This window comes from Tepidibacillus decaturensis (assembly GCF_001561915.1).
Classification (GTDB): domain Bacteria; phylum Bacillota; class Bacilli; order Tepidibacillales; family Tepidibacillaceae; genus Tepidibacillus_B; species Tepidibacillus_B infernus.
The window spans coordinates 721,343-744,422 of record NZ_LSKU01000001.1 but is presented as its reverse complement, the minus strand read 5'-3'; the positions used below and the strand labels follow the sequence as shown (position 1 = coordinate 744,422).

The window sequence follows — 23,080 nt, the reverse complement described above, 5'->3', positions numbered from 1 at the left end:
TTTCTAACATGAATAATTTTGTAAAGGCATAAAAAAAGCCTCTACCATGTTTAAATATGGTCTAGGCTTGAAAAGTTTTAAATAACTTATGAAGTTATTCTTATAATTTATAAAATGCTTTAAAAGACTGAATCACATAATCATGGTCTTTTACCCCTGCCAGTTCTCTAATTGAATACATGGCAAGCATTGGATTACCTATATCGATCGAACGAATATCCACTTGAGTAGATGAAATGGGTCCTATGGTTGAACCTCCTCTTTCATCAGATCGATTTACAAATTTTTGAACAGGGATTCCATTTTCCTTACAAAGTTGTTCATAAACTGAATTTGAATCACTATCTGTAGTATAACTTTGATTTGCATTGAAGATTTAGAAAGAGCACGGAAATAATCCTCTCTCCCTTTTCCTAAAGATAAAACAATTCGTTCCAAAATATTGGCAAAAAAAAATTGGTTTACTATATCTGCTTTAGACATATTAACTGCACCTTTGTGGGATTCTTTTGACGTCACTGATAAACCCAGTATTTTATGATAAAAGCGATAAGAAACCCTAGAAACGAACCAACCAAAACCTCAAATGGTTTATGGCCTAAAAGCTCTTTTAATGGAACTTGATTTCTAGTTCTTTTTGTTTTGTATTTAACATGTTCGACTAAATTCTGAAAATCCTGTACAAGAATATTCAGGATTCTAGCATGTTCAGACGCCTGATAACGAACACCAGCCGCATCCCACATGGTAATCAGGGCAAATACTGTAGCAATTGCAAAATAAGGTGATTCAACTCCATACTTGATGCCAAGTGCTGTGGTCAAGGAAGTAACAAATGCAGAATGAGAACTAGGCATTCCCCCATTACTAAACATAATCATTGGCTCCAGTTTTTTCTCCATGATGTAGAGGAGAGGAAATTTAATGATTTGAGCTATTAACATCGACACAAATGCAGTTATCAGGGGATAATTGTGAATTAACGCAGTAAGTATCATGATGGTTATCTTTTCCTCTCTTTGTTGATCAGATCATATTTTAAATCCCATAGTTTCCTTGACAAGTCAACGTGATAAATATGAGGATTACTAAGACGTTTCATTTCATCATCAATAGTACTTAATTCACTTTTTGCATGTGCCCTAATTTCCTCAATAGATGGTAATGTATAGATTAACTCCCCATTTTCGAAGATAGGAATTAAAATTTCCTTTGCCACAAAATCCTTAACCCTTTTCTTTTTCCAAATATTGATCGGATCAAAGGCAATAAAATCATAGGTTGGTATTTCTTCCTCTTGTAACATTACTAAGTCCAATATTGCCATCTTCGTGTATTTATTATAAAAACGGACTACTTTTTTACATCCAGGGGTGGTAATCTTTTCAGGATTTTCACTGATTTTGATTTTTGGTATGAATTGATCTTCTTCTTTTTCGGCAACTAATTTATAAACACCACCTAAAGAAGGACAATCACTTGAAGTAATCAAATTCGTGCCTACCCCCCAAACATCAATTTTAGCCCCCTGTAATTTTAAATCTCTAATCAGGTTCTCATCCAAATCATTTGACGCTACAATTTGAGCATCATTAAATCCAGCTTCATCTAGCATTTTTCTTGCAACCTTAGATAGATAGGCCAAATCACCAGAATCAAGGCGAATCCCATAATTCTTAAATTGATCACCTAATTTTTCCTTCATGATTTGAAACGTTTTAATCGCATTAGGTACTCCACTTCCCAATGTATCATATGTATCAACTAATAAAATGAGATTATTAGGAAATGCTTCAGCAAAATTAAGGAAAGCCTCTAATTCAGAAGAATAGCTTTGAATATAAGCATGAGCATGGGTTCCTTTTACAGGAATCGAATATAATTTTCCTGCTAGAACATTAGAAGTACCTACTACTCCAGCAATATAGGCCGCACGAGCACCATATACACCTGCATCCGGGCCTTGAGCTCTTCTTAATCCAAATTCTAATACTGGATCGCCATTCGCGGCAAAAACAACTCGAGATGCCTTCGTAGCGATAAGAGTTTGGTGATTGATCAAATTTAAGATCGCCGTTTCAACCAAATGGCCTTCCAAGATATTCGTTTGAATCCTCACAATCGGTTCATTAGGAAAAACAACAGTTCCTTCACTTACAGACCAAATGTTACCAGTAAATCTAAAGTCGGATAAATAATCTAAAAATTCTTTGTCATATTTATAAGTCTTAGCTAGAAATTCAATATCTTCTTCTGTAAAACGGAGATTTTGTATGTATTCGATCACTTGCTCTAAACCTGCAAACAAACTATAGCCTGTCCCACATGGATTTTTTCTAAAATAAACGTCAAAAACAACTTCTTTATGAAATAGCTTGTTTCTAAAATGTGAATACATCATACTAATTTGATAATAGTCAGTGAGTAAGGTCAGGTTTCTAGTATAGGATTGATTTGGAGTCATGGGTTTCCCTTCTTTATATCATAATAGTTGATTTCCCACACATTTTATTTAATTTGTTAAGGTTTTGCAATATTATTGCCAAAATAAAATAGAAAAAAGCGAGATATAGTAAGATACTTTGTTTAACAAAATATCTTTATATTTCGCTTTATTTTCGTTTGGAAAGTAAGTCTGTAAGCCGAGTTCTGTTCTTCTAGTGGTAAAACGCTTCTAGCTCCCACCATTGAAGTGGTAATCATCTATCTAGGCTGTATATTACTATACAGCTCAAGCGACCAACCCGAATGCGGAGCGGGCAACTCCATGTGCATTCCTATCAGGTCTTGCTCCAAGTGGGGTTTACCAGGAAATATGTCACCATATCTCCTCGTGGTCTCTTACACCACGGTTGCACCCTTACCTGCATCATACATGATGATACATAGGCGGTCCATTTCTGTGGCACTATCCTTCAGATCACTCTGACTGGACGTTATCCAGCACCCTGCCCTATGGAGCTCGGACTTTCCTCTCGTGAGACCTTGCGATCATTCACCAGCGATTACCCAACTTACTTTCCATTTTCACTTATACAATAAACGTTACCTTGAATAACGACAACTAATACTATATCAAAAATTAGCGGTCAGTTCAATGGTGTTTAGATGGTTGTATTACCATATTATGCCAAGATACGATCACATACTTCACATAAAACTAAATCTTTCCCACGACGCCATTGATTAAGGTTAGTTTGGGATAATGGCATAAAACAGCCTGTACACATTTGGTGCTTTACTTCAACAACTGGATTTTCCTTTGTTTCTTTTATACGTTGATATATTTTCCAATGTTGATTTGGAATGATCGTTTTAAACTCATTGATCTTTTGCTCTAAATCATATTTTTCTTGCATGAAAATAAGGCTTTCCTCACGCCATTTTTCTTCTAAACGATCTAAATCCTTTTGTAGTAAGAAAATCCTTTGCTTACAAAGGGCAAGCTCTATTCTGATGTCATCATTGATTGGTTGAGCTTGTAATTGAGCGATATTGCTTTTTTCAATTTCTTGTTCATTTAAGTATTTTTCTTTTTGTATCATATATTCTACTTCTTTTTGTTCTATTTCATGTATTCTTCTATTTGCTTGTTCATATTCGAAAAACTTTCTCCCGATTAACATGTTCCTCTCCCCTGAAATCGTGTTTACATAAATTGAAATGGGTTCGTATTTATTTTTGCAACCAATAATTTAGTTGATATTTCCTTTTTTTAAATTCCTCTTCAACATAAGCTTTTACGTGATCTAACACATATTTTTCAATATTATGTCCAGCATCTATGATCGCTAAATTTTGAGCCATTGCATCATGTGCAACATGGTAGTAAATATCCCCTGTTACTAAAACATCTGCACCACGAAATGCTGCTTTACTAACAAAACTGTTTCCATCTCCACCAACAATCGCTACTTTTTTAACAGAACGTTTTAAATCGCCAACAATCCTTACACCATCCAATTGAAATTGTTGTTTTACAAATAATGCGAAATCTTGAAGTAACATTACTTCTTTAAGCTTACCTATTCTTCCAATACCATATGCTTTTTCTGATAACTCTAAAGAATTGAAAGACTCCAATAATTCTACCTCTTGAAGTTCTAGCCGTTCAGCTAAAACATCATTCACTCCACCTTTTACTGAATCTAAGTTAGTATGAGCCACATAAACGGCTATATCATTTTTTAGCAATTTATCATACAAGCGTCCTTGAGGCAAATCTGTTCTTAAGTTTTTTAGCGGTCTAAAAATAACGGCATGATGAGAGATAATTAGATCAACTTGATGCTCTATCGCCTCATCCACCACATTTTCTAAAACATCTAACGTGAACATTACCTTTTTTACTTCTTTGTTTAAAGTGCCTACTTGTAGACCAATTTTATCATCTTCTATGGCAAAATGTTTAGGTGCAAACTGTTCCATTAACTGAATAATGGTTTGTCCTTTTGCAAACATTGGATAACCCCCTTCAGCCATTTTTGCTCATGGTTTAATTGCATTTCTTTTATAGATTTTTCTTGTTCATTCTTTGAATTTTTAATCTGTTCAAGGATATATTCTACTTTTGTTAATTCAATCATCCACTTTTTAATTAAAACCTCAGACTGCTTTTTCACTAAAATCGGTCCTAAACGATATAATTCGTCTTTGCTCCATTTTTCTGACCGATATACCGGATCTTCCATTCCCCTTCTTTTTTCCGCCACAATAATCTCATATATTTTTTCGCCCTCTTCTAAAATTTCTTCGGCTATCAAGTCCCAATTATGCTGATCCAGCCATCTTCTAACCTGATCTACACCAACATTAGGCTGTAAAATGAACCGTTCAAGTTGATCTATTTTTTCTTTTCCCTGTTCTAAAATTTGAGAAATCAATGATCCTCCCATTCCAGCAATTGTAACCACTTGAACTTCGTTTGGTTCTATCACTTGTAGACCATTTCCTTTTCTGACTGAAACCTTATCTTCAAGCCCTAAACTTTCAATTTGCCTTTTCGCAGCTTGGTAAGGTCCTTCATTTACTTCACCAGCAATGACGAATGGAGAGATTTCATTAAGGATAAGATAACTTGGCAAGAGGGCATGATCTGAACCAATATCTGCTACTCTTTTTCCTACAGGGATATTTTGTGCAATCATTAATAAACGCTCAGATAACTGGATTGATTCCATGATTTCACCTTTTCTTATCAAACTATGTACATAACCATTATACATTCCAACCCATACATAGGCAAAAAGAAACCTATGCTAATAACATAGGTAAGTTATCACTTTTGTGGATTTTTCTTAACGAGTAATGAGCCACTGATTAAAAAAAGGGCTCATATCCTTATTGAATACTGTATTTGCCGTTTGGATAAAATCCTCTGTTGAAGCGATTTTGAATCGGTAATTTTTATAATAGGTTTGTAATAATTCTTTAACTTTCTGATCCCCAAACTCTTCCTTTAATTCCCATAACATAGCTGCTGGTCTAGCATAAATAAATAGTCCATATAAATCACCATAAGAATAAATCGATTGTAGTACACTCACATTTTGCTCAGCTGAAAGTTGATCTGTCGTTTGTTTGATTTTTTTCATTAAAACATCGATATTTTTTCGCTTTAAGACCTGTTCGGTATAAAGATATTCGGAAAAAGAAGTTAACCCTTCGTCTAACCATGGTTCTTCAATTTGATTATTTCCTACCGTACTATACCACCATTGATGAGCTAATTCATGGGCCACAACGTGATAAGCAGGCCACTTTTTTTCCCTTCCTCAATGTAGGCATCAGATGTAACCAGTCCCGGATATTCCATACCAGCTATTCCATATCCTGAGTTAGCTAGCACAATATCTATTTCTTTCATCGGATAGGATCCAAACGATTCATTAAAAAATTGCATTGCATCGGTAGCAGCACCTAAGAGTAATGGAGCCACCGCCTGTTGATCTGATAGGTACCAAAGGTTTGTTTTTACCCCATCTTTTGTTATCCCAGAAATCGATTCGTATTCCTTTGTGATAACCATGGCAAAATCTCTAATTTTTTGTTGAGACAAAGTGACTTGTTTCTCATTTGCAACTTCATGATGTGGATCGTTTGCAGAGGAAATAACAGTATATCCTTCTGGTACTTGAACATGTACTTTAAAATCTGCAATTTCAGAAAAAAACGGATCACCTGTTGTCGTATAGGGGTCAATATGCCATCCCTGATTATCCACCACTGCTAGCATTGGATACCATTGGGCTAAATAGGCAGAATAGGGTGTTTGATTTAAACGTAACCCTCTTGTTGGCAGCTTTAATTCAAAAGTGATTTCCACCATTGCTGCTTTATTCGGTTGTAAAGGAATAGGTAAATTAAGTTTTAGCAATGTATCTTTCTGATGAGGAAAAGCTTCTATCTGGTTGATTGAAGCTTTAATCACTTTTAAATAACCGTTCGTTTTGGGCTTGGTCACTTCTTCCCATTTCCAATTAGCAAAAGCGTTTGGATATAGATGAAAATAAAGCTCATCTAATGGTTTAGTTGTGCGATTAGGAACCATCACTTTCATGTTTCCCGTCACTTTTTTCGTATTTTCATGATAAATCATATCGATTAGATAACTGGGAATTTGGTCTCTTTTTATAGTAATATAAGGTGCAAAAGAACGTAAAGTTGGTGTACTTTTTGAACTCATTCCTTGAAGATTAATTACAGTACCTAATATTGCTAGGGTCAAAAGACTAATCACCCATAGCTTACCTTTTTGGAACATAAGATATCACTCCTCATTTACATAGAATACGCAAATAAGGAGGCATTCATCCAAAAAAAGTTTTATTTGGAAATTTGCATTAGGTTATTAAAAAATGTAAAATTGAAAACAACAAGAAGTTAGTTATATTTATTGAAAGAAAAAGACCCACAAATTAGCTTTGCGGGTCCGAAAAACAAATACTTAAGAATTATTCTAGAAAATCTTTTAACCGTTTGCTGCGGCTTGGATGACGAAGTTTTCGTAAGGCTTTTGCCTCAATCTGGCGAATCCTTTCCCTTGTTACACCAAAAACTTTACCAACTTCTTCCAATGTTCTTGTACGACCATCATCAAGTCCAAAGCGTAAACGGAGTACATTTTCTTCTCGTTCTGTTAACGTATCTAGAACATCTTCTAATTGTTCTTTTAATAATTCATATGCGGCTGCATCGGATGGAGCTAGAGCATCTTGATCTTCAATGAAATCACCTAGATGGGAATCATCTTCTTCTCCAATAGGAGTTTCTAAAGAAACTGGCTCTTGCGCAATTTTCATAATTTCACGTACTTTTTCAGTACTTAGATCCATTTCTTTGGCAATTTCCTCTGGAGAAGGTTCACGTCCTAAATCTTGAAGTAATTGTCTTGAAACTCGAATCAATTTATTGATCGTTTCAACCATATGGACTGGGATGCGAATCGTTCTTGCCTGGTCTGCAATCGCTCTTGTAATTGCCTGGCGAATCCACCAAGTTGCATAGGTACTAAATTTGTATCCTTTTCGGTAATCAAATTTTTCAACTGCTTTAATTAATCCCATATTTCCTTCTTGGATTAAATCCAAAAATAACATGCCACGGCCAACATAACGTTTAGCAATACTTACAACTAATCTTAAATTAGCCTCAGCAAGGCGACGTTTCGCTTCTTCATCACCTTTTTCAATTCGTTTGGCCAATTCAATTTCTTCTTCCGCAGATAATAACGGAACACGCCCAATTTCTTTAAGATACATTCTTACGGGGTCATTAATTTTTATACCAGAGGGAATAGTTAAATCTTCTAGATCAAACTCATCATCTAGATCTTCATCCCTATCATCCTCTATTATTAATGTATTATCATGGTCATCATCATCTGAATCATTGACTATTTCAATTCCTTGATCTGTTAAATATTCAAAGAATTCATCAATTTGATCGGAGTCCTGGTCATATGTGGATAATTTAGCTATCATTTCTTTGTACGAAACGGATCCTCGTTTTTTACCAGCTTCAACAATCTGGTCTTTTACTTGATCCAATGTAAGTTCAGGATCAACATGATTATTTTCCACATTCAGATTCTTATCTTTCGCCATAATAATTCCCTCCTTCCCTGAATTTCCTGATTATCCCCATTTCAATTTATTACGTAATTGGATGATCTCCTGTCCAATTTGGGCTGCTTTAACAAAATCGTTTGAACGCTCTGCCTTCAGCTGTTCTTCCCTTTTTTGCTTAATCATAATCTCTATATTATATTTTTTAACTTGCATAATATAATCATTTAACTCATCCTCTGTGATCTCTTCATTCACATCAAGCATAGCCATTTCTGTTGCAAGTTGAATATCATGTTGGTCTTGAAGGGTGGAAAGAAACCGACTAATATCTGCTGGATTTCCTTCACCATAATATGAATATATATACGCCGCTAATACTGCAAAATCCTCCACATGAAATCCACTTCCAATCTCCTGTTGGATTTTCTCAGCAATTTGGCGATCTTTCATCATGAAATAGATTAAATATTTTTCAGCATTATAGTAAGCTGGATATAAAGTTTTAGATCTACCCAGATGATTGCCATTATTTATATTATTATTCCACTTGACTGCCAGATTATCCCTTGTTTTCTCCTTTTTTTTCCGTTTTTCATAATAAATGAGCTGGAGGTCATTTTTTAAGGAATCAAATGATAGCTGAAATTCATCTGCCAGTCCCTTCAAATAATGTTCACGCTCAATCGCATGTGTTAAGTCAGCTATAATATCTATCGCATGAGTAAGATATTTCATTCGATCAGATTCAACATTTAAGTTATAGTCTTTTCGAATATATTGGATTTTAAAAGCTGTTGCAGTTACAGTATTCCCAAGAATCTCTTGTTTAAATGATTCAGCCCCAAATTTACGAATATAATCGTCAGGATCAAGTCCCTTTGGCATTTGAACTATCTTGATTTGACACCCAACTTCTTGAAGTGTGTCTATAGCACGAAATATGGCCAATTGTCCTGCTGAATCAGAATCATAACTAATGACCACCTCATCCGCATCTCTTCGCAGGATTTTTGCATGTTCTTCTGTTAATGAAGTACCAAGTGTAGCAATCCCTTGCTCAACGCCTGCATTCCAAACAGCAATGGTATCTACATAACCTTCTAATAAAATAGCTTGCCTTTTTTTTCGAATCTGTTTTTTTGCTAAATGTAAATTATATAGTGTTTTACTTTTGTTAAAAATAAGGGTCTCAGGACTATTTAAATATTTAGGTAAACTTTGATCTAAAACCCTTCCACCAAAGGCAATCACTCTTCCATGAGCATCAAAAATAGGAAACATCACACGATTTCTAAACCGATCATAGTAGTTCCCTTCATCGGATTGAATAATTAACCCCGCCTTCTCCAATATCTCTATAGCAAAACCCCTTTTTACTAAAAAGTTTTTTAATGTGTCCCAAGCTGAGGGTGCATATCCAATATAAAAAGTCTCAATCAACTCCCTTGTAAACCCTCTATCTATTAAATAACGTAAAGATTCCTGCCCATGTTCTGTCTCAAGCAGAAGATAATGATAAAACTTACTAGCTAATTCATGGACTTGGATCATTTGTTGTTTTTGTTGTTCCAAAGGATCATAATAGGTTTGCTCATGCTCCAAAGGAATCGTAATACCTGCTTGTTGACCTAAATGCAGAGCAGCTTCTCTGAAGCTAAAGTTTTCGATCTCCATTATAAAACGAAGCACATCACCGCCAGCACCACAGCCAAAACAATGATAAATTTGTTTTTCAGGAGAAACAGAAAAAGATGGTGTTTTCTCAGAATGGAAAGGGCAAAGCCCAACAAAGTTCCTCCCACTCTTTTTTAATTGAACATATTGGCTAATCACATCAACTATATCAAAATGGCGTCTAATATTATGTAGAATTTCATCTGGTATCAACTTAGATGACATAGAAGCACCCTCAATTCCATCACATTACATTCTTCATCGGTTTAAAATTTCCTGCTAAGAATTTAAAATTTTTCGTAGTGTTTCGACAAAATTTTCCCTATCTTGCATGGTATAAGCCTAACATAAATAATCTGGGCACCCTCTATTCGACTCATAAAATGAGCAAAGGATGCCACAAAGATGACTGAGATCACATATTCTTTAGCTACTTGTACGATTTCATCCTTTACAGGACAGGAATCTGCATCAACAATTAATCTTTTAATCATTTTCATTTCCTATCTAACTTATTCTACAAAAACACAAAAAATCCTTCTCGACAAAGTTTTTAAATAAAAGGAGAATTTTGTCGAATAAACGATCTATATTATAACAAAAATACAAGAAAAAATAAGTAGCAAATTTATTTTTTCGCAAAAAAAATACACCGAATGAATAAATTGGTGTATTTTTGACTACCAACTACCTATTCACTTTTATGCTCTCTTCTGTTTAATCGTTGCTTGAGCTGCCGCTAATCTCGCTAAAGGAACGCGATATGGGGAACAACTCACATAGTTTAGCCCTGTTTGATAACAAAATTCAATTGATTTTTTTCTCCACCATGTTCACCACAGATACCTACTTTTAAAGTAGGTTTTGTGTTACGGCCTAATTTTGTTCCCATTTGAATCAATTTTCCTACCCCATCTTGGTCGATGGTGACAAAGGGATTATCAGGTAGAATTTTATGATCAACATAATAGTGCAAGAATTTACCTTCTGCATCATCCCTACTAAATCCAAATGTAGTTTGGGTTAAGTCATTGGTTCCAAATGAGAAAAATTCTGCGTGTTCAGCGATTTCATCTGCAGTTAAGGCTGCCCTTGGGATTTCAATCATTGTACCGATTGTATAATTAAAGGATTTTCCTGTTTCTCTTTTTATCTGTTCCGCTGTTTCTATGACTAATTCTTTCAGCAATTTTAATTCGTTCACATGTCCTACAAGCGGAATCATAATTTCTGGTTTTACTTCGATCCCTTCTTCTGCTAATTCAATCGTTGCTTGAAAAATGGCCTTTGCTTGCATTTGGTAAATCTCTGGGAAGGTAATGCCTAAACGACATCCCCTATGACCAAGCATTGGATTAAATTCTGACAAATGACGAATCTTCCGCATAAGTCGTTCCTTTTCCCTTAACTGTTTAGAATCTTCATCCACCATTTTTAATTTTGTAATTTCTACCACTAATTCTTCAACATTAGGTAAAAATTCATGAAGAGGTGGATCTAGTAATCGTATTGTTACTGGCAAACCAGCCATCGCTTTCAAAATTCCTTTAAAATCAGATTTTTGCATTGGGAGAAGTTTGGCTAGAGCTGCCTCCCGTTCTTTCACCGTTTCTGAGAGGATCATTTCTTGTACAATTGGAATCCTCGTAGCCTCCATAAACATATGCTCTGTTCGGCAAAGGCCAATTCCTGTTGCACCAAATTCTCTTGATTTCATCGCATCTTCCGGGTTATCTGCATTTGCTCTAACATCAATTTTCCTGATCCGATCAGACCACTCTAACAATTCAATTAGTTCTTTAGATAACTGAGGGTCAATCAATTTAACTTCCCCAGCGATGACTCTACCTGTACTTCCATCAATAGAAATGACCTCTTTTTCTTTAAGAACTTGACCGTTACTTAAGACGATTTCTTTCTTTCTTAAATCTATTTTTAATTCTTCACAGCCTGTAATACAAGGTTTCCCCATTCCTCTAGCAACAACTGCTGCGTGGCTTGTCATACCACCACGACTTGTCAGTATCCCTTGGGCTGCAACAATCCCATGAATATCTTCTGGGGTGGTTTCTGGACGAACCAAAATCACTTTTTCACCTGCCATTCCCAACTTTTCCGCAATATCCGCATCAAATACTATTTTTCCGGTTGCAGCCCCTGGAGATGCTGGCAAACCTTTTGCGATCTGATCAAACTTCGCAGATAAGTCAATTTGACGATGTAGTAATTGATTTAGTTGATCAGGGTCCACTCTTAATATAGCTGTCTCTTTATCAATAATTTCTTCCTTTACCATATCAACAGCGATCTTTACTGCTGATTGGGCAGTTCTCTTTCCATTTCTGGTTTGTAATAAATAAAGTTTTCCTTTTTCAATCGTAAATTCAATATCCTGCATATCTTTGTAATGCCGTTCTAATCGTTCTGCAATACGACTAAAAGATTCATATACTTCAGCATTTATTTCTGCTAATGTATGAATGGACTTAGGTGTTCTAATGCCTGCTACAACATCTTCTCCTTGAGCATTCATTAAAAATTCTCCATACAAAGTCCGTTCTCCTGTAGATGGGTTTCTCGTAAAGGCTACCCCTGTTCCAGAATCTTCGCCCATGTTTCCAAAAACCATCATTTGTACATTGACAGCAGTACCCAAATCATCAGGGATTTTGTTGATTTTACGATAGACAATTGCCCTTTGATTATTCCAAGAATCAAAAACAGCACGGATTGCCATTTCTAATTGAACCATAGGTTCTTGTGGAAATGGATCTTTTGTTTTTTGGAGGACGATTTTTTTATAACCAGCAATGACTTCTTGCCAATCTAATGCACTTAATTCAGGATCTTCCTTTAATCCTTTTTTTTCTTTTACTTCTTCAATTACTTGTTCGAATAGGTAATGCTCAATTCCCAATACAACATCTGAAAACATTTGAATAAAACGGCGATAACTATCATAAGCAAAACGAGGATTTCCCGTTAAATTAGCAAGCACTTGAACTGTTTCATCATTTAGACCTAAGTTAAGTACAGTGTCCATCATTCCGGGCATCGAAATGACTGAACCAGATCTTACAGATACTAATAAAGGATTTTCCAACCCCCCAAGTCTTTTCTCTGTATTCTCTTCCAGAACATATAGAGCTTTTACAATCTGGTCTTTGATTTCATTTGATAATTCTTTACTATTTTCATAATATTGATTACACGCTTGTGTTGTAACCGTAAATCCAGGAGGAACAGGTAGCCCGACACGGGTCATTTCCGCCAGATTGGCTCCTTTTCCACCTAACAGTTCTTTCATTCCTGCATGCCCCTCATGGAATAGATAGACATATTTTTCGGCCATTTTATCTTTCCCCACCTTTACGAAACATATCTAAAATAATATTGGCAGTCTCCTCCACTGCTTTACTAGATACATCAATCACGGGACAACCTATCTTTTTCATGACTCTTTCTGAATATTCTAATTCCTCTAAAATTCTTTTATAATTGGCATAGTTAGCTTGAGCGGTTAACCCTAATGCTTTTAATCTTTCTTTACGTATACTGTTTAATTGGTCAGGATTTATTTTTAGACCAATTACTTTTTTACTAGAAACCTCAAAAAGTTCATCTGGCGGTTGTACTTCTGGAACGAGTGGTACGTTTGCTACCTTTAAACGTTTATGAGCCAAATACATGGATAATGGGGTTTTAGAGGTTCTTGATACACCAACCAAAATAACATCTGCTTTTAAGATACCTCTTGGGTCCCTTCCATCGTCATATTTAACTGCAAACTCAATCGCTTCAACTTTTCTAAAATACTCATCATCTAATTTCCTAACCAATCCTGGCTTCATTTTTGGAGGCATTTTATAAATTCCCTGTAAAGCATCGATCATTGGACCCATAATATCTACTGTTTTGACTTGCTTCTTTTCTGCAATCTTCAGAAGATATTCCTTCAATTCAGCTACAACAATGGTAAAAGCAATTAATCCATTGACTTCTTTCGCTGATTGAACAACCTCGTCAATTGATTCATGGTCGTCAATATAAGAAATTCTTCGAATTTCAGCTGTTCCCCCATTAAATTGACTTGCAGCAGCTCTTACCACATATTCAGCAGTTTCTCCAATTGAATCAGAAATAACATAGATAATTGGTTTTTCGTTTTGGCTACTTATGGTTATTCCCTCCTCTAAATATCTTTTTCATTGACCAGTTCAACAAATGCCTTTGTTATCGTCGTTTTTGTTATCCGACCCACTACCTCAAGGCCATCAAGCCCATCAAATGGACGCACAACCGGAATCGAATCAATTTGATAATGAATTAATTTGTTTGCTACATTTACCAGTGGGTCATCCAATTGACAAGTAATGATATTCGGCATTCTTGTCATAATAATGGAGATAGGGATTTCCTGTAAATTTTGTTTCCCTATTGCAGCTTTTAACAAATCTTTTCTGGATACGATTCCTGCTAATATCCCCTTATTCTTGATCACTGCCAATGTTCCAACATCCTCTAAAAACATCATCACAATCGCATCATAAACAGAAGCTTCTTCTTTAATGACAACAGGAACTGCCTTGTAATCCTTTACAAGTATTTTGTTAAGTGTTTCACTGATCAGTTGGTTACCCTTTTTTCCTGTATAATAATAACCAACCCTTGGCCTAGCATCCAAAAAACCTGACATGGTGAGGATCGCCAAATCAGGGCGTAAAGTGGCACGTGTAAGGTTTAATCTTTCAGCGATCTGTTCTCCAGTAATTGGTCCTTCATCTTTTACAATTTTTAAAATCAATTCTTGTCGATTTGTTAGTTCTATCGTTATCACCACCTTCAAGTAATTGTGTTATACTTTTTATATTTTTTCTTTATATAGTATATACTATATTGTTATTCCAACTTCTGCAAGAACTAATTAAAGGTTTAAAAGAAAAAGCCCTCTATTCCTAAATGGGATACATGAGAGCTAAAAAAACCCACAAAAGTAAAGACTTCCTTAAAAGCTATTCCAACTACCTTTGTGGGAACCTATGAAATCATTATGCGATTCTTTTCAATATCTTAATCGTGTAATTACTTTTTATTAAGTAAAGAGTTGTTAATGTAGAAATGAAAGGATATAACCAAAACATGAACACCCCAAAAGCTATGGGAATAGATAAGAGAACTTTCTGGTCTTTTTGTAGAGTTAAATGGACCAAATTCGTTTGTTTTAGAAGACTCCTTAACATTTTTAATAATTTCTCTCCAGAGACATGAAAAACTTCTTCGATAACATGTTCTTTTGGCCCATCTTTTATTCCGTTGATTTCATTCATAGCGGATACCAAATCATAATGGTGTTTTTTTAGAAAATTACGTGCTTCTTCGCGACTACAATGTACTCGATGTTGGATAATTTCTATTAGCACATCTTCCTTTTTGGGCTCCATGGTATCCCTCCTATTCTTTGTACTTGTGCAATTGATCTAGAAATTGTCTAGATTTTAAAGTTATACCTATATATTGATCAAAAAATGACTTCATCACATGTGAAAGTTGAATTTTTGTTGAATCTTTGATATTGACCTGACCAATTCGTTTCATATCAATCATTTCAAACATTTGTAATAATTTAATGGTAATTGGTTGTAAAGCAATCGTTCGATACTGGTCAAAATGTTTAGAACAAACAAGACCACCATGTCTAATGTCAAAACCACTAAGTGCCTCCTCACTACCGCAAATTGCACATGAGTGTAGATGAGGGCGATAACCAGAAATGTATAGTATTTTCATTTCAAAAATTCTGGCAATCACTTCTTCATCTTTTCCCTCATCAATTAATTCAAGGCCAGCTAATAATTGTTGAAATAAAAATGGATTTGGATCATTTGATTCTGTCATTTTATCAATAAGTTCAATAAGGTATGCTGCATATGCAGTCTTTTCAATATCAGTATGAAAGGTGGGGAACATACGAATATGTTCAGCTTGATTTAAAGATCCCATCTCTTTTCCCAAAAAAATATATATTCTCCATAACTAAAAACCTGTGACATGGAACTAAAACGACTTTTTGTTTTCTTTGCGCCTCTAGCCATAAGCGATACTTTTCCATGTGTTCTTGTATATAAGGTAATAATTTTATTTGTCTCTCCGTAATCTACGGTTCTGATCACGATACCTTCAGTTCTTACTAACATTTTTATGCTCCAGTTTCTCCCATTCACTTATTTATCCTTTAGGTCTGTTCTAATGCCTTTCGCTCTTTTATTGCAGAGTCATCCTCTACTTGATTTGCTTTTTCACAATCCTTGTATAAAAGATAAGCGTCAATCTGTCCTGTAATGCAAAAATAGTTCCATGAAAAGTTTTTCATGGCTTTTCACCCTTTCCTCACAGATTGAAGTATTTATATCTATTAGGATAAGCTAACTACTTCTTTTCTATCCGAGGAAAAAAATTTCAGGAATAATCTAATCATTTTCTTCAAAATAACCAAAATCCTTTAATAAGTAATCGCGATTTTTCCAGTCTTCTTTCACTTTCACCCATAATTCTATAAAAGTTTTGGTTCCCAATAATCTTTCAATATCCTCCCGTGCCTTTTTCCCAATTTCCTTTAACATGCTGCCACTTTTGCCAATAATAATTGCCTTTTGAGAGGGTCTCTCAGTATAGATTACGGCTTGGATCACGACGGTATTGGGATTTTCTTCACCTGGCTTCATCGATTCAACCACAACCGCAATAGAATGTGGAACTTCTTCCCTTGTTAGATGCAAAATTTTTTCCCGAATTAATTCAGCAACGATAAACCTTTCAGGTGATTCTACAACTTGATCTGGTGGGAAATAGTAAGGCCCCTCTGGTAGCTCTTCAAAAATCTCACTTAGTAAAGTTTTCACGTTATTCCCTTTTAACGCAGAAATAGGAATCACTTCTTTAAAATCAAATAATGATCGATATTGTTCAATAATCGGTAATAATTGCTCTGGAGTCACTAAGTCAATTTTATTTAAGATAAGGAATACAGGGGTAGAACGTACTTCCTTTAATTGTTCTAAGATGAACTGCTCCCCTAGACCAAATTTATTAGTCACATCAATGAGATATAAAATGAGATCTACTTCTTGTAATGAGGTCAAAGTAATATTCATCATATACTGACCCAATTTCGTTTTTGGTTTATGTACACCTGGTGTGTCAATAAAAACAATTTGTCCTTGCTCATTGGTAAAAACAGCACGAATCTTATTTCGGGTCGTTTGCGGTTTGTCGGACATGATTGCCACTTTTTGACCAATCACTTCATTAAGTAATGTGGATTTCCCTACATTTGGTCTACCAATAATGGCAACAAAGCCAGATTTTATTTGCTTACTTTCCTGATTCATCTAAATCCTCCTGTGTAAATGCCCCTGGAAGTAACCCCTCTACGGTTGTTTCCAATACATCCCCTTTTAAATTAGCCAAATATACTTTTGCTTTAGGATTGAAAAACTCAACCATGACCTGGCGACAAGCACCACACGGTGCTACAGGATCTTCTGTATCAGCAATAACAGCAATTTCGTCTAAGTCATGATCCCCTTCTGAGATTGCTTTGAAGATCGCTGTTCTTTCCGCACAGTTGGTTAAGCCATATGAGGCATTTTCAATATTTGCCCCTTTATATATTTTCCCACTTTTAGTTAAAATCGCAGCGCCAACTTCAAATTTTGAATAAGGAACATAAGCATTTTTTCTTGCTTCCTTTGCTAACTCAATTAATTCCTCTTTTTTCATTTCTTATTCTCCTCCATTTATGAATATAGAAAAAGGTTATCAGTAAAAAAGATAGTATAAGAGAAAAAAACCCCCGATTGAGATCAGTCCATTTTGCACAAATCCAACCCAGGTAAACTTCTTCTTAAATAAAATCATGATTAAATAGTTGGTTAAAAGAAAAAAAACAAGTAAAGAAAATAAAACATTTATAAAATAGAAAAGAACAAATAAATAAAACAAAATACCTACTAATACGTTAGGCTCGTAATTGGATTGCTTTTTATACCAATATGCTTTTACAACATAGGTAAATAATAACAGAAAGAATCCCTGTAAAATAAAGAAAGAGGGTTGGGATGGCAACCTACCTTTCCATCCCTCTTGATAGATCAATGTTAAATAGGGAAATAGCACAACCAATCCAACAAAAACAACTGTAAAAGTAACCATTAAAATAGCTCCAGCGGCTACATCCTTTGCAATCTTTGCTAAGGGATGAAATTCTTGCGTTACTAAATCTATCGTCGCTTCAATTGCCGTATTTACCATTTCAAAACCAATCACCAGTCCAATGGCAAAAAGAATAATAAGGGTATCCATCGTATTAAAGTGAAACCACATTCCCAACAAAAGAACGATGAAAGCAATCGTGAAGTGAACTTTCATATTTCTTTGGCTTGCCAAGGAATATGTAATTCCCTCACTTGCATAGACAAAACTTCGAAGGAATTTCCCCCAGATCACATTCATCATCACCTTGATAGTTTCATTTTCTCCAAAATCAACTCTTGTTTTGTAAACATTACTTTTTCATCTTCTTTTGTCTCATGATCATAACCTAATAAATGCAAGAAACCATGAGCTGTTAAAAACCCTAACTCCCGTTCAAAGGAATGGCCATAATCAGCTGCTTGCTGGATCACCTTTGGAATTGAAATCACTATATCTCCAAGCATAGTCGGCATATCCATCTCTTCATCATAAACAATATCTAGATCATCTTCTCCCGGTTCATTTAATGCAAAGGATAATACATCTGTAGGTCGATCGATTCCACGATAGTCTCGATTTAGTTCATGGATTCGCTTGTTATCAACCAGTGTAACAACCACTTCTCCTTCAGTGATCCCTTCTAATTCTGCAGCAGTTTGAATTACTTGATTGACTAATTCAATTTCTTTCTCTAGGATTTCCCTTTCTTCTTGCTCATCTAAGACATCAACATCTATCATTAGCTAGATCTCGCCCCTTTTGTTTCTTCTAAATCCTTATCATCAGGATACTCAATTCGCGAATGAAAAATACCTTTCAAGGTTTCCAACATCGAAATTGCAATAATTTCTAATTCTTTTAATGTTAAGTCACACTCATTTAACTGACCATCATCCAATTTGGATTTAATAATTTTTCTAACCATTTCTTCAATGATTTCATTGGTAGGATGTTTAATTGATCTTACAGCCGCTTCAACACTGTCTGCGATTCCTACAATCGCTGCCTCTTTAAATTGTGGTTTTGGCCCAGGGTAACGATATTCAACCTCTGGAATAGGTTGTTCAGAATCTTTAGAAACCTTATGATAAAAATATTTAAGTAAAGAAGTTCCATGATGTTGCTCAGCAATATCCTGAATGGCATTAGGGATTTTATAAGCCTTTAACATCTCTACCCCATCTTTTGGATGAGCCAAGATAATATTTTTACTCAAACTTGGTGAAATTTTATCATGAGGATTTTCCATATTTAATTGATTCTCAATAAAAAAACTAGGCCGTTTTGTTTTTCCTAAATCATGATAATAGGCACCTACTCTAGCCAATAATCCGTTTGCATTAATTGCTTCAGCTGCTGCCTCTGCCAGATTTCCTACAATCACACTATGGTGATAAGTCCCTGGCGTTTCAATTAACAATTTCCGTAAAAGAGGATGATTTGGGTTCGATAATTCAATTAATCTAGTAGGAGATAGAATCCCAAAAACAGCTTCAAAAAATGGTAAGAAACCAATCGTAAGCACGGAAGAAAAGAATCCTCCTATTGCACCATATGAAAGGGTTGCAAACATTTGTCTCAATGAATAACTTTGGCTCGTCAACATCACGATCACGGCAATTCCAATTACATTAAACAACGAAACCACTAATCCAGCTTTTAATATGGCGGAACGTTGCTTAATTCTTCCAATCGCAAATGCACCAGCAGCACTACCGATCAAGGCAACAAATCCATATCTAAAATCAAAAATGAAGCTTTGATCCGTACTAAAGATCATGCTAGTAAAAATACTAAAAATAACACCACTCAGAATCGCCATCTTCATATTAATGAGTAAGGTAATTAACATCACACCAAAAGCGACTGGTGCTAAATAACCCTTAGGGGAGGTTAGAAGGTCTTTACCTAAACCAATCAATCCCAAAATACTAATACTTGAAAATGTTAAAATAAAGATCGTAAATAATAAGAGAAGTGCACGGTTATCTTGATGTAAGAAAGGGTTCATCCGTTCAATACTAAAGAAAAGAAGCAATAAAATGAGTAAAATGAACATCAATAACCCAAAATAGGGCCATAATGTTGAAGTATCCTTTAATAGTCCTGCTGCTTTTAATTTTTCATAAATTTCTTTATCAATATATTGGCCCTGTTTTACGATCAATTCATCTTTTTTAATGATAACAGGTTCGACTTCACTTTTTGCTTTTTCTCGTAAAAGGGAAGTTTGATCCGAATTATAAAATACATTCGGTTTAATAAAATATTTTGTCATTTCATTGGCCAAATGTTTGATTTTATCTTCATTATCAAACGGATTGTTTTGAATGATTTGAGCCGCTTCTTCAAAAGCTTCATTTAATTTTTTAATGTTCACTCCATCATTCATCACAATATCCAACGTAGATTTAGAGATATATTGAATATTTTTTATCTTTTCAACATTTAAACTAGATAGTTCTTTGAATAAAGCGTCGTCTAAAAAAGATAAGCTAGTTAGGTCTCTTAAAGCAGCTTCCTTCTCTTCTTTAGATAGATCTTTATTTTCTGCTATCGTTAAAATGTCTGTAAACATTTGCTCCAATCGGCTAATTTGGTCATTAACAATATTTTCGTCCTTTGTATATTGATCAGGAACTGATTTTGCTGCTTTATCCTTTGCAAGTTCAGTCGCCCACTGATTTTCTACACGAATCGGTGAAGTTAAAGTAACCTGACTAATCTGCCCCTCTTTTAGTTCATAGGTTTCAGGTATAACTTGTCCAATTAGTAACAAATACATAATGATTCCTAACCCAATATACATGAAGAAACGAATGGAAGGATGATTCCCCCAACCTTCCATCATTTTAACCATATTCCATTTCACTTTTTGCTTTTTTCCCATTTCGTTTTCGCCCCTTTTTAGGAAGGACTTTGTGTATCTCTTTCATAAGCAAGAATTATCTTTTGAACGAGATGATGACGAACCACATCATGTTCAGTTAAATAAATAAAACCAATGTCGTCTATAGATTTAAGAATTCTTTCCGCTTCACGTAAACCTGATTTCGTTTTACTTGGTAAATCGACTTGTGTAATATCTCCGGTTACTACCATTTTAGAACCTATCCCTAAACGTGTTAAAAACATTTTCATTTGTTCAGGTGTAGTATTTTGCGCTTCATCTAGAATAATAAATGAATCTTCTAATGTTCTACCTCTCATATATGCTAAAGGGGCAATTTCAATCATTCCTCGCTCCAACAGTTTATTTACTTGTTCTACACCTAGTAAATCATATAACGCATCATAAATTGGCCTTAAATAAGGGTCCACCTTTTCCTGTAAATCACCAGGAAGAAAGCCTAAGTTTTCCCCAGCTTCAACGGCTGGGCGAGTTAAAACAATCTTCCGTATTTCACCCTTTTTTAATGCCGACACCGCCATGACAACTGCTAAGTACGTTTTCCCAGTACCTGCTGGACCTATTCCAAAGACAATATCTTTTTTTGAATCGTTGAAACATAATGCTTCTGTCCCAAAGATTTTACTCGAATCTCTTTTCCTTTATAGGTTACCATGATTTTTTCATCATAAAGGTCTAATAATTCGTTTGATAAATCATCTTTTGCGAGTTCTAATGCATAATAAATATCTCTTTCAGAGAGTCGGTATCCTTTTCTTACTAAAACGACCAGAACTTCAAATAACTTTGTCAAACGGTCTACTTCTTTTTGATCCCCTTGAAGCACGAGATTCTCATGCCGAGTTAAGATATGAACATTTGTTTCTTTTTCAATAATTTTTAACCATTGATCTTGTGGCCCAAATAAATTTTGTCGTTCTTCCATATCTCCTAGCGCAATTCGATTTGTATATACGTCTACTTGCAAATGCCCTCATTCTCCTTGAACTATTGGTTGTGTTGTTGCGATATTTTCTAACACCTCAAAAAGTATCTTTACTGTTACTTTACCATTCTCTGTGCTTTGGTGCAAAACTTTTTCACTTTTAAAATTGCTGTCTTCATCAATTTTCGTTCGTAAATCCTGTCTTGCTTGATTTTTAGCTAATTTGATCGCTTCAGAGACAGATAAAACTCGTTGTTGATTATGGTATTCTAAAATGGTCTCATCAAGAAAACCGATTGGTAAAACATAGTTTTTCCATGATATCTGTTTTAAATCATACTGTTTTTGAGATTGTGAAAAAGGAATTTCCTTCGCTCCCTTTACTCTTAATACTCGATTCCCAAGCATAAGATACTTCCGTTCAACCCGATTACCCGTATATTCCTTCCACTCCTGCTTTAATGGAATCGTAACGGTGGATTCATACCAAACCACTCCTAAGACTTCCCCTTCTGCTGCTACTAGTTCTTGAGCCTCTTGGTTTTCAACATTTCCCACAATTCCAGAGATTAAAAGATCACCCTTTTTTACGCGATCATTCACTTTTACCTGTGGGATTCCTTTTTCAGCTAAAATGCGATAAATAACTGCGTTTTTGCTAGATATAATATGCCTTGGGCCAACTAATGGCTTTTCATCTGGTTTCACCTTCTCCATTATGGTGATCAATAAATGAGTTCCTTTTAATTTTACCCCAATCCATGAGGCTTGTTCTAAATTTGAACCTAGTTGTTCTTGAATCACTGTATCTTCTGGGAGTTGAAATTTAAACATTCCTCTATGTATCCCTAGCTTTTCAATCGCTTGAAATATTTCTTCATCTGTCATAGTTTGATTGCCTTCTATTTCGATCGTCCAAACCATAGAAGATAAAAGATAAATCATCACAAAAAATAATAAAAAGCCGGTAGCGATTCCCTTTCTTTTGTTTAACTTGGCTAGTTGGAAAGGTAACCCTACCTTACGCAGAATATGGATTCGAGTATAGGTTTTTTGCAATATCGGTTTTAATTTAAAAAAGTCCTCAAGGCTAATCGAGAATACGGCCTGTGAATCATTTACGATTTTTATGTTCCAAATCTTTAATTGTTTTTTGATTGTCATGTTAATAAATAATTCAATATGTTTTCCTTTGAGTGAGCATACGACGTAACCTCTAGTCCATTTTAATCCACGAACATTCAAAAA

At 35.0% G+C, this 23,080-nt stretch carries 21 protein-coding genes, 1 other RNA gene and 4 pseudogenes; all 26 read right to left on the bottom strand.

All coding sequences use genetic code 11. The annotated features are described in order from the left end of the window. Positions 1-100: 100 nt before the first annotated feature. Positions 101-376 carry a zinc-binding metallopeptidase family protein gene (locus U473_RS15610; RefSeq protein WP_201024202.1) on the bottom strand — a complete coding sequence of 92 codons (276 nt, stop codon included), beginning with the start codon at positions 374-376 and terminating at the stop codon, positions 101-103. Continuing rightward, complete coding sequence (locus tag U473_RS14915; protein WP_068723412.1) at positions 277-483, bottom strand: hypothetical protein; 207 nt, start codon at positions 481-483, stop codon at positions 277-279. The genes U473_RS15610 and U473_RS14915 overlap by 100 nt, the downstream gene beginning before the upstream one ends. A gap of 32 nt (positions 484-515) precedes the next feature. Then, a complete protein-coding gene (locus U473_RS03545; protein WP_068723410.1) occupies positions 516-998 on the bottom strand; it encodes a divergent PAP2 family protein in 483 nt (160 codons plus the stop codon). A 5-nt stretch (positions 999-1,003) separates the two neighbouring features. Beyond that, positions 1,004-2,464 (bottom strand): nicotinate phosphoribosyltransferase, encoded by a 1,461-nt coding sequence (locus tag U473_RS03540; protein WP_068723408.1) that lies wholly within the window; start codon positions 2,462-2,464, stop codon positions 1,004-1,006. A 158-nt stretch (positions 2,465-2,622) separates the two neighbouring features. After that, positions 2,623-3,021: RNase P RNA component class A (gene rnpB, locus U473_RS03535), an RNA gene on the bottom strand. Between the two features lie 104 nt (positions 3,022-3,125). Next, positions 3,126-3,626, bottom strand: coding sequence for a C4-type zinc ribbon domain-containing protein (locus U473_RS03530; protein ID WP_068723406.1), 501 nt, complete (start codon positions 3,624-3,626; stop codon positions 3,126-3,128). 23 nt (positions 3,627-3,649) lie between these two features. Then, positions 3,650-4,461: pseudogene (locus U473_RS03525) on the bottom strand (Nif3-like dinuclear metal center hexameric protein). Beyond that, positions 4,428-5,180: a tRNA (adenine(22)-N(1))-methyltransferase gene (locus U473_RS03520; RefSeq protein WP_068723404.1), complete on the bottom strand. Its 753-nt coding sequence runs from the start codon at positions 5,178-5,180 to the stop codon at positions 4,428-4,430. Before U473_RS03520 ends, U473_RS03525 begins: the two are co-directional and overlap by 34 nt. Positions 5,181-5,297: 117 nt before the next feature. After that, a complete protein-coding gene (locus U473_RS03515; protein WP_068723403.1) occupies positions 5,298-5,741 on the bottom strand; it encodes a M1 family aminopeptidase in 444 nt (147 codons plus the stop codon). Further along, positions 5,726-6,763: a gluzincin family metallopeptidase gene (locus U473_RS03510; RefSeq protein WP_068723402.1), complete on the bottom strand. Its 1,038-nt coding sequence runs from the start codon at positions 6,761-6,763 to the stop codon at positions 5,726-5,728. The genes U473_RS03515 and U473_RS03510 overlap by 16 nt, the downstream gene beginning before the upstream one ends. 190 nt (positions 6,764-6,953) lie before the next feature. Beyond that, positions 6,954-8,105, bottom strand: coding sequence for an RNA polymerase sigma factor RpoD (gene rpoD, locus U473_RS03505; RefSeq protein WP_068723401.1), 1,152 nt, complete (start codon positions 8,103-8,105; stop codon positions 6,954-6,956). Between the two features lie 30 nt (positions 8,106-8,135). Next, positions 8,136-9,968 (bottom strand): DNA primase, encoded by a 1,833-nt coding sequence (gene dnaG / locus U473_RS03500; protein ID WP_068723400.1) that lies wholly within the window; start codon positions 9,966-9,968, stop codon positions 8,136-8,138. A gap of 62 nt (positions 9,969-10,030) precedes the next feature. After that, positions 10,031-10,237: a hypothetical protein gene (locus tag U473_RS03495; RefSeq protein ID WP_235589059.1), complete on the bottom strand. Its 207-nt coding sequence runs from the start codon at positions 10,235-10,237 to the stop codon at positions 10,031-10,033. Between the two features lie 207 nt (positions 10,238-10,444). Further along, positions 10,445-13,095, bottom strand: a pseudogene (gene ppdK / locus U473_RS03490) (pyruvate, phosphate dikinase). A 1-nt stretch (position 13,096) separates the two neighbouring features. After that, on the bottom strand, positions 13,097-13,921 hold the full coding sequence (locus U473_RS03485) for a pyruvate, water dikinase regulatory protein (protein ID WP_068723398.1): 825 nt from the start codon (positions 13,919-13,921) through the stop codon (positions 13,097-13,099). A gap of 14 nt (positions 13,922-13,935) precedes the next feature. Continuing rightward, positions 13,936-14,589 carry a helix-turn-helix transcriptional regulator gene (locus U473_RS03480; protein ID WP_321164142.1) on the bottom strand — a complete coding sequence of 218 codons (654 nt, stop codon included), beginning with the start codon at positions 14,587-14,589 and terminating at the stop codon, positions 13,936-13,938. A 202-nt stretch (positions 14,590-14,791) separates the two neighbouring features. Then, positions 14,792-15,184 carry a DUF4342 domain-containing protein gene (locus tag U473_RS03475; RefSeq protein ID WP_068723395.1) on the bottom strand — a complete coding sequence of 131 codons (393 nt, stop codon included), beginning with the start codon at positions 15,182-15,184 and terminating at the stop codon, positions 14,792-14,794. 10 nt (positions 15,185-15,194) lie between these two features. After that, positions 15,195-15,877: pseudogene (gene recO, locus U473_RS03470) on the bottom strand (DNA repair protein RecO). Between the two features lie 98 nt (positions 15,878-15,975). Continuing rightward, positions 15,976-16,113: a YqzL family protein gene (locus U473_RS14135; RefSeq protein ID WP_082732348.1), complete on the bottom strand. Its 138-nt coding sequence runs from the start codon at positions 16,111-16,113 to the stop codon at positions 15,976-15,978. A gap of 97 nt (positions 16,114-16,210) precedes the next feature. Further along, entirely contained in the window at positions 16,211-17,131 is a 921-nt protein-coding gene (gene era / locus U473_RS03465; protein WP_068723393.1) for a GTPase Era, read from the bottom strand. Beyond that, positions 17,115-17,522 (bottom strand): cytidine deaminase, encoded by a 408-nt coding sequence (locus U473_RS03460; RefSeq protein ID WP_068723391.1) that lies wholly within the window; start codon positions 17,520-17,522, stop codon positions 17,115-17,117. Before U473_RS03460 ends, era begins: the two co-directional genes overlap by 17 nt. Positions 17,523-17,561: 39 nt before the next feature. Further along, a complete protein-coding gene (locus U473_RS15605; RefSeq protein WP_153011986.1) occupies positions 17,562-18,248 on the bottom strand; it encodes a diacylglycerol kinase family protein in 687 nt (228 codons plus the stop codon). A gap of 8 nt (positions 18,249-18,256) precedes the next feature. Continuing rightward, positions 18,257-18,736 carry an rRNA maturation RNase YbeY gene (gene ybeY / locus U473_RS03450; RefSeq protein WP_068723386.1) on the bottom strand — a complete coding sequence of 160 codons (480 nt, stop codon included), beginning with the start codon at positions 18,734-18,736 and terminating at the stop codon, positions 18,257-18,259. Continuing rightward, positions 18,736-20,886, bottom strand: coding sequence for an HD family phosphohydrolase (locus tag U473_RS03445; RefSeq protein ID WP_068723384.1), 2,151 nt, complete (start codon positions 20,884-20,886; stop codon positions 18,736-18,738). The genes ybeY and U473_RS03445 overlap by 1 nt, the downstream gene beginning before the upstream one ends. 17 nt (positions 20,887-20,903) lie before the next feature. Further along, positions 20,904-21,832, bottom strand: a pseudogene (locus tag U473_RS03440) (PhoH family protein). Between the two features lie 48 nt (positions 21,833-21,880). Beyond that, a complete protein-coding gene (yqfD, locus tag U473_RS03435) occupies positions 21,881-23,077 on the bottom strand; it encodes a sporulation protein YqfD (RefSeq protein WP_068723381.1) in 1,197 nt (398 codons plus the stop codon). Positions 23,078-23,080 lie beyond the last annotated feature (3 nt).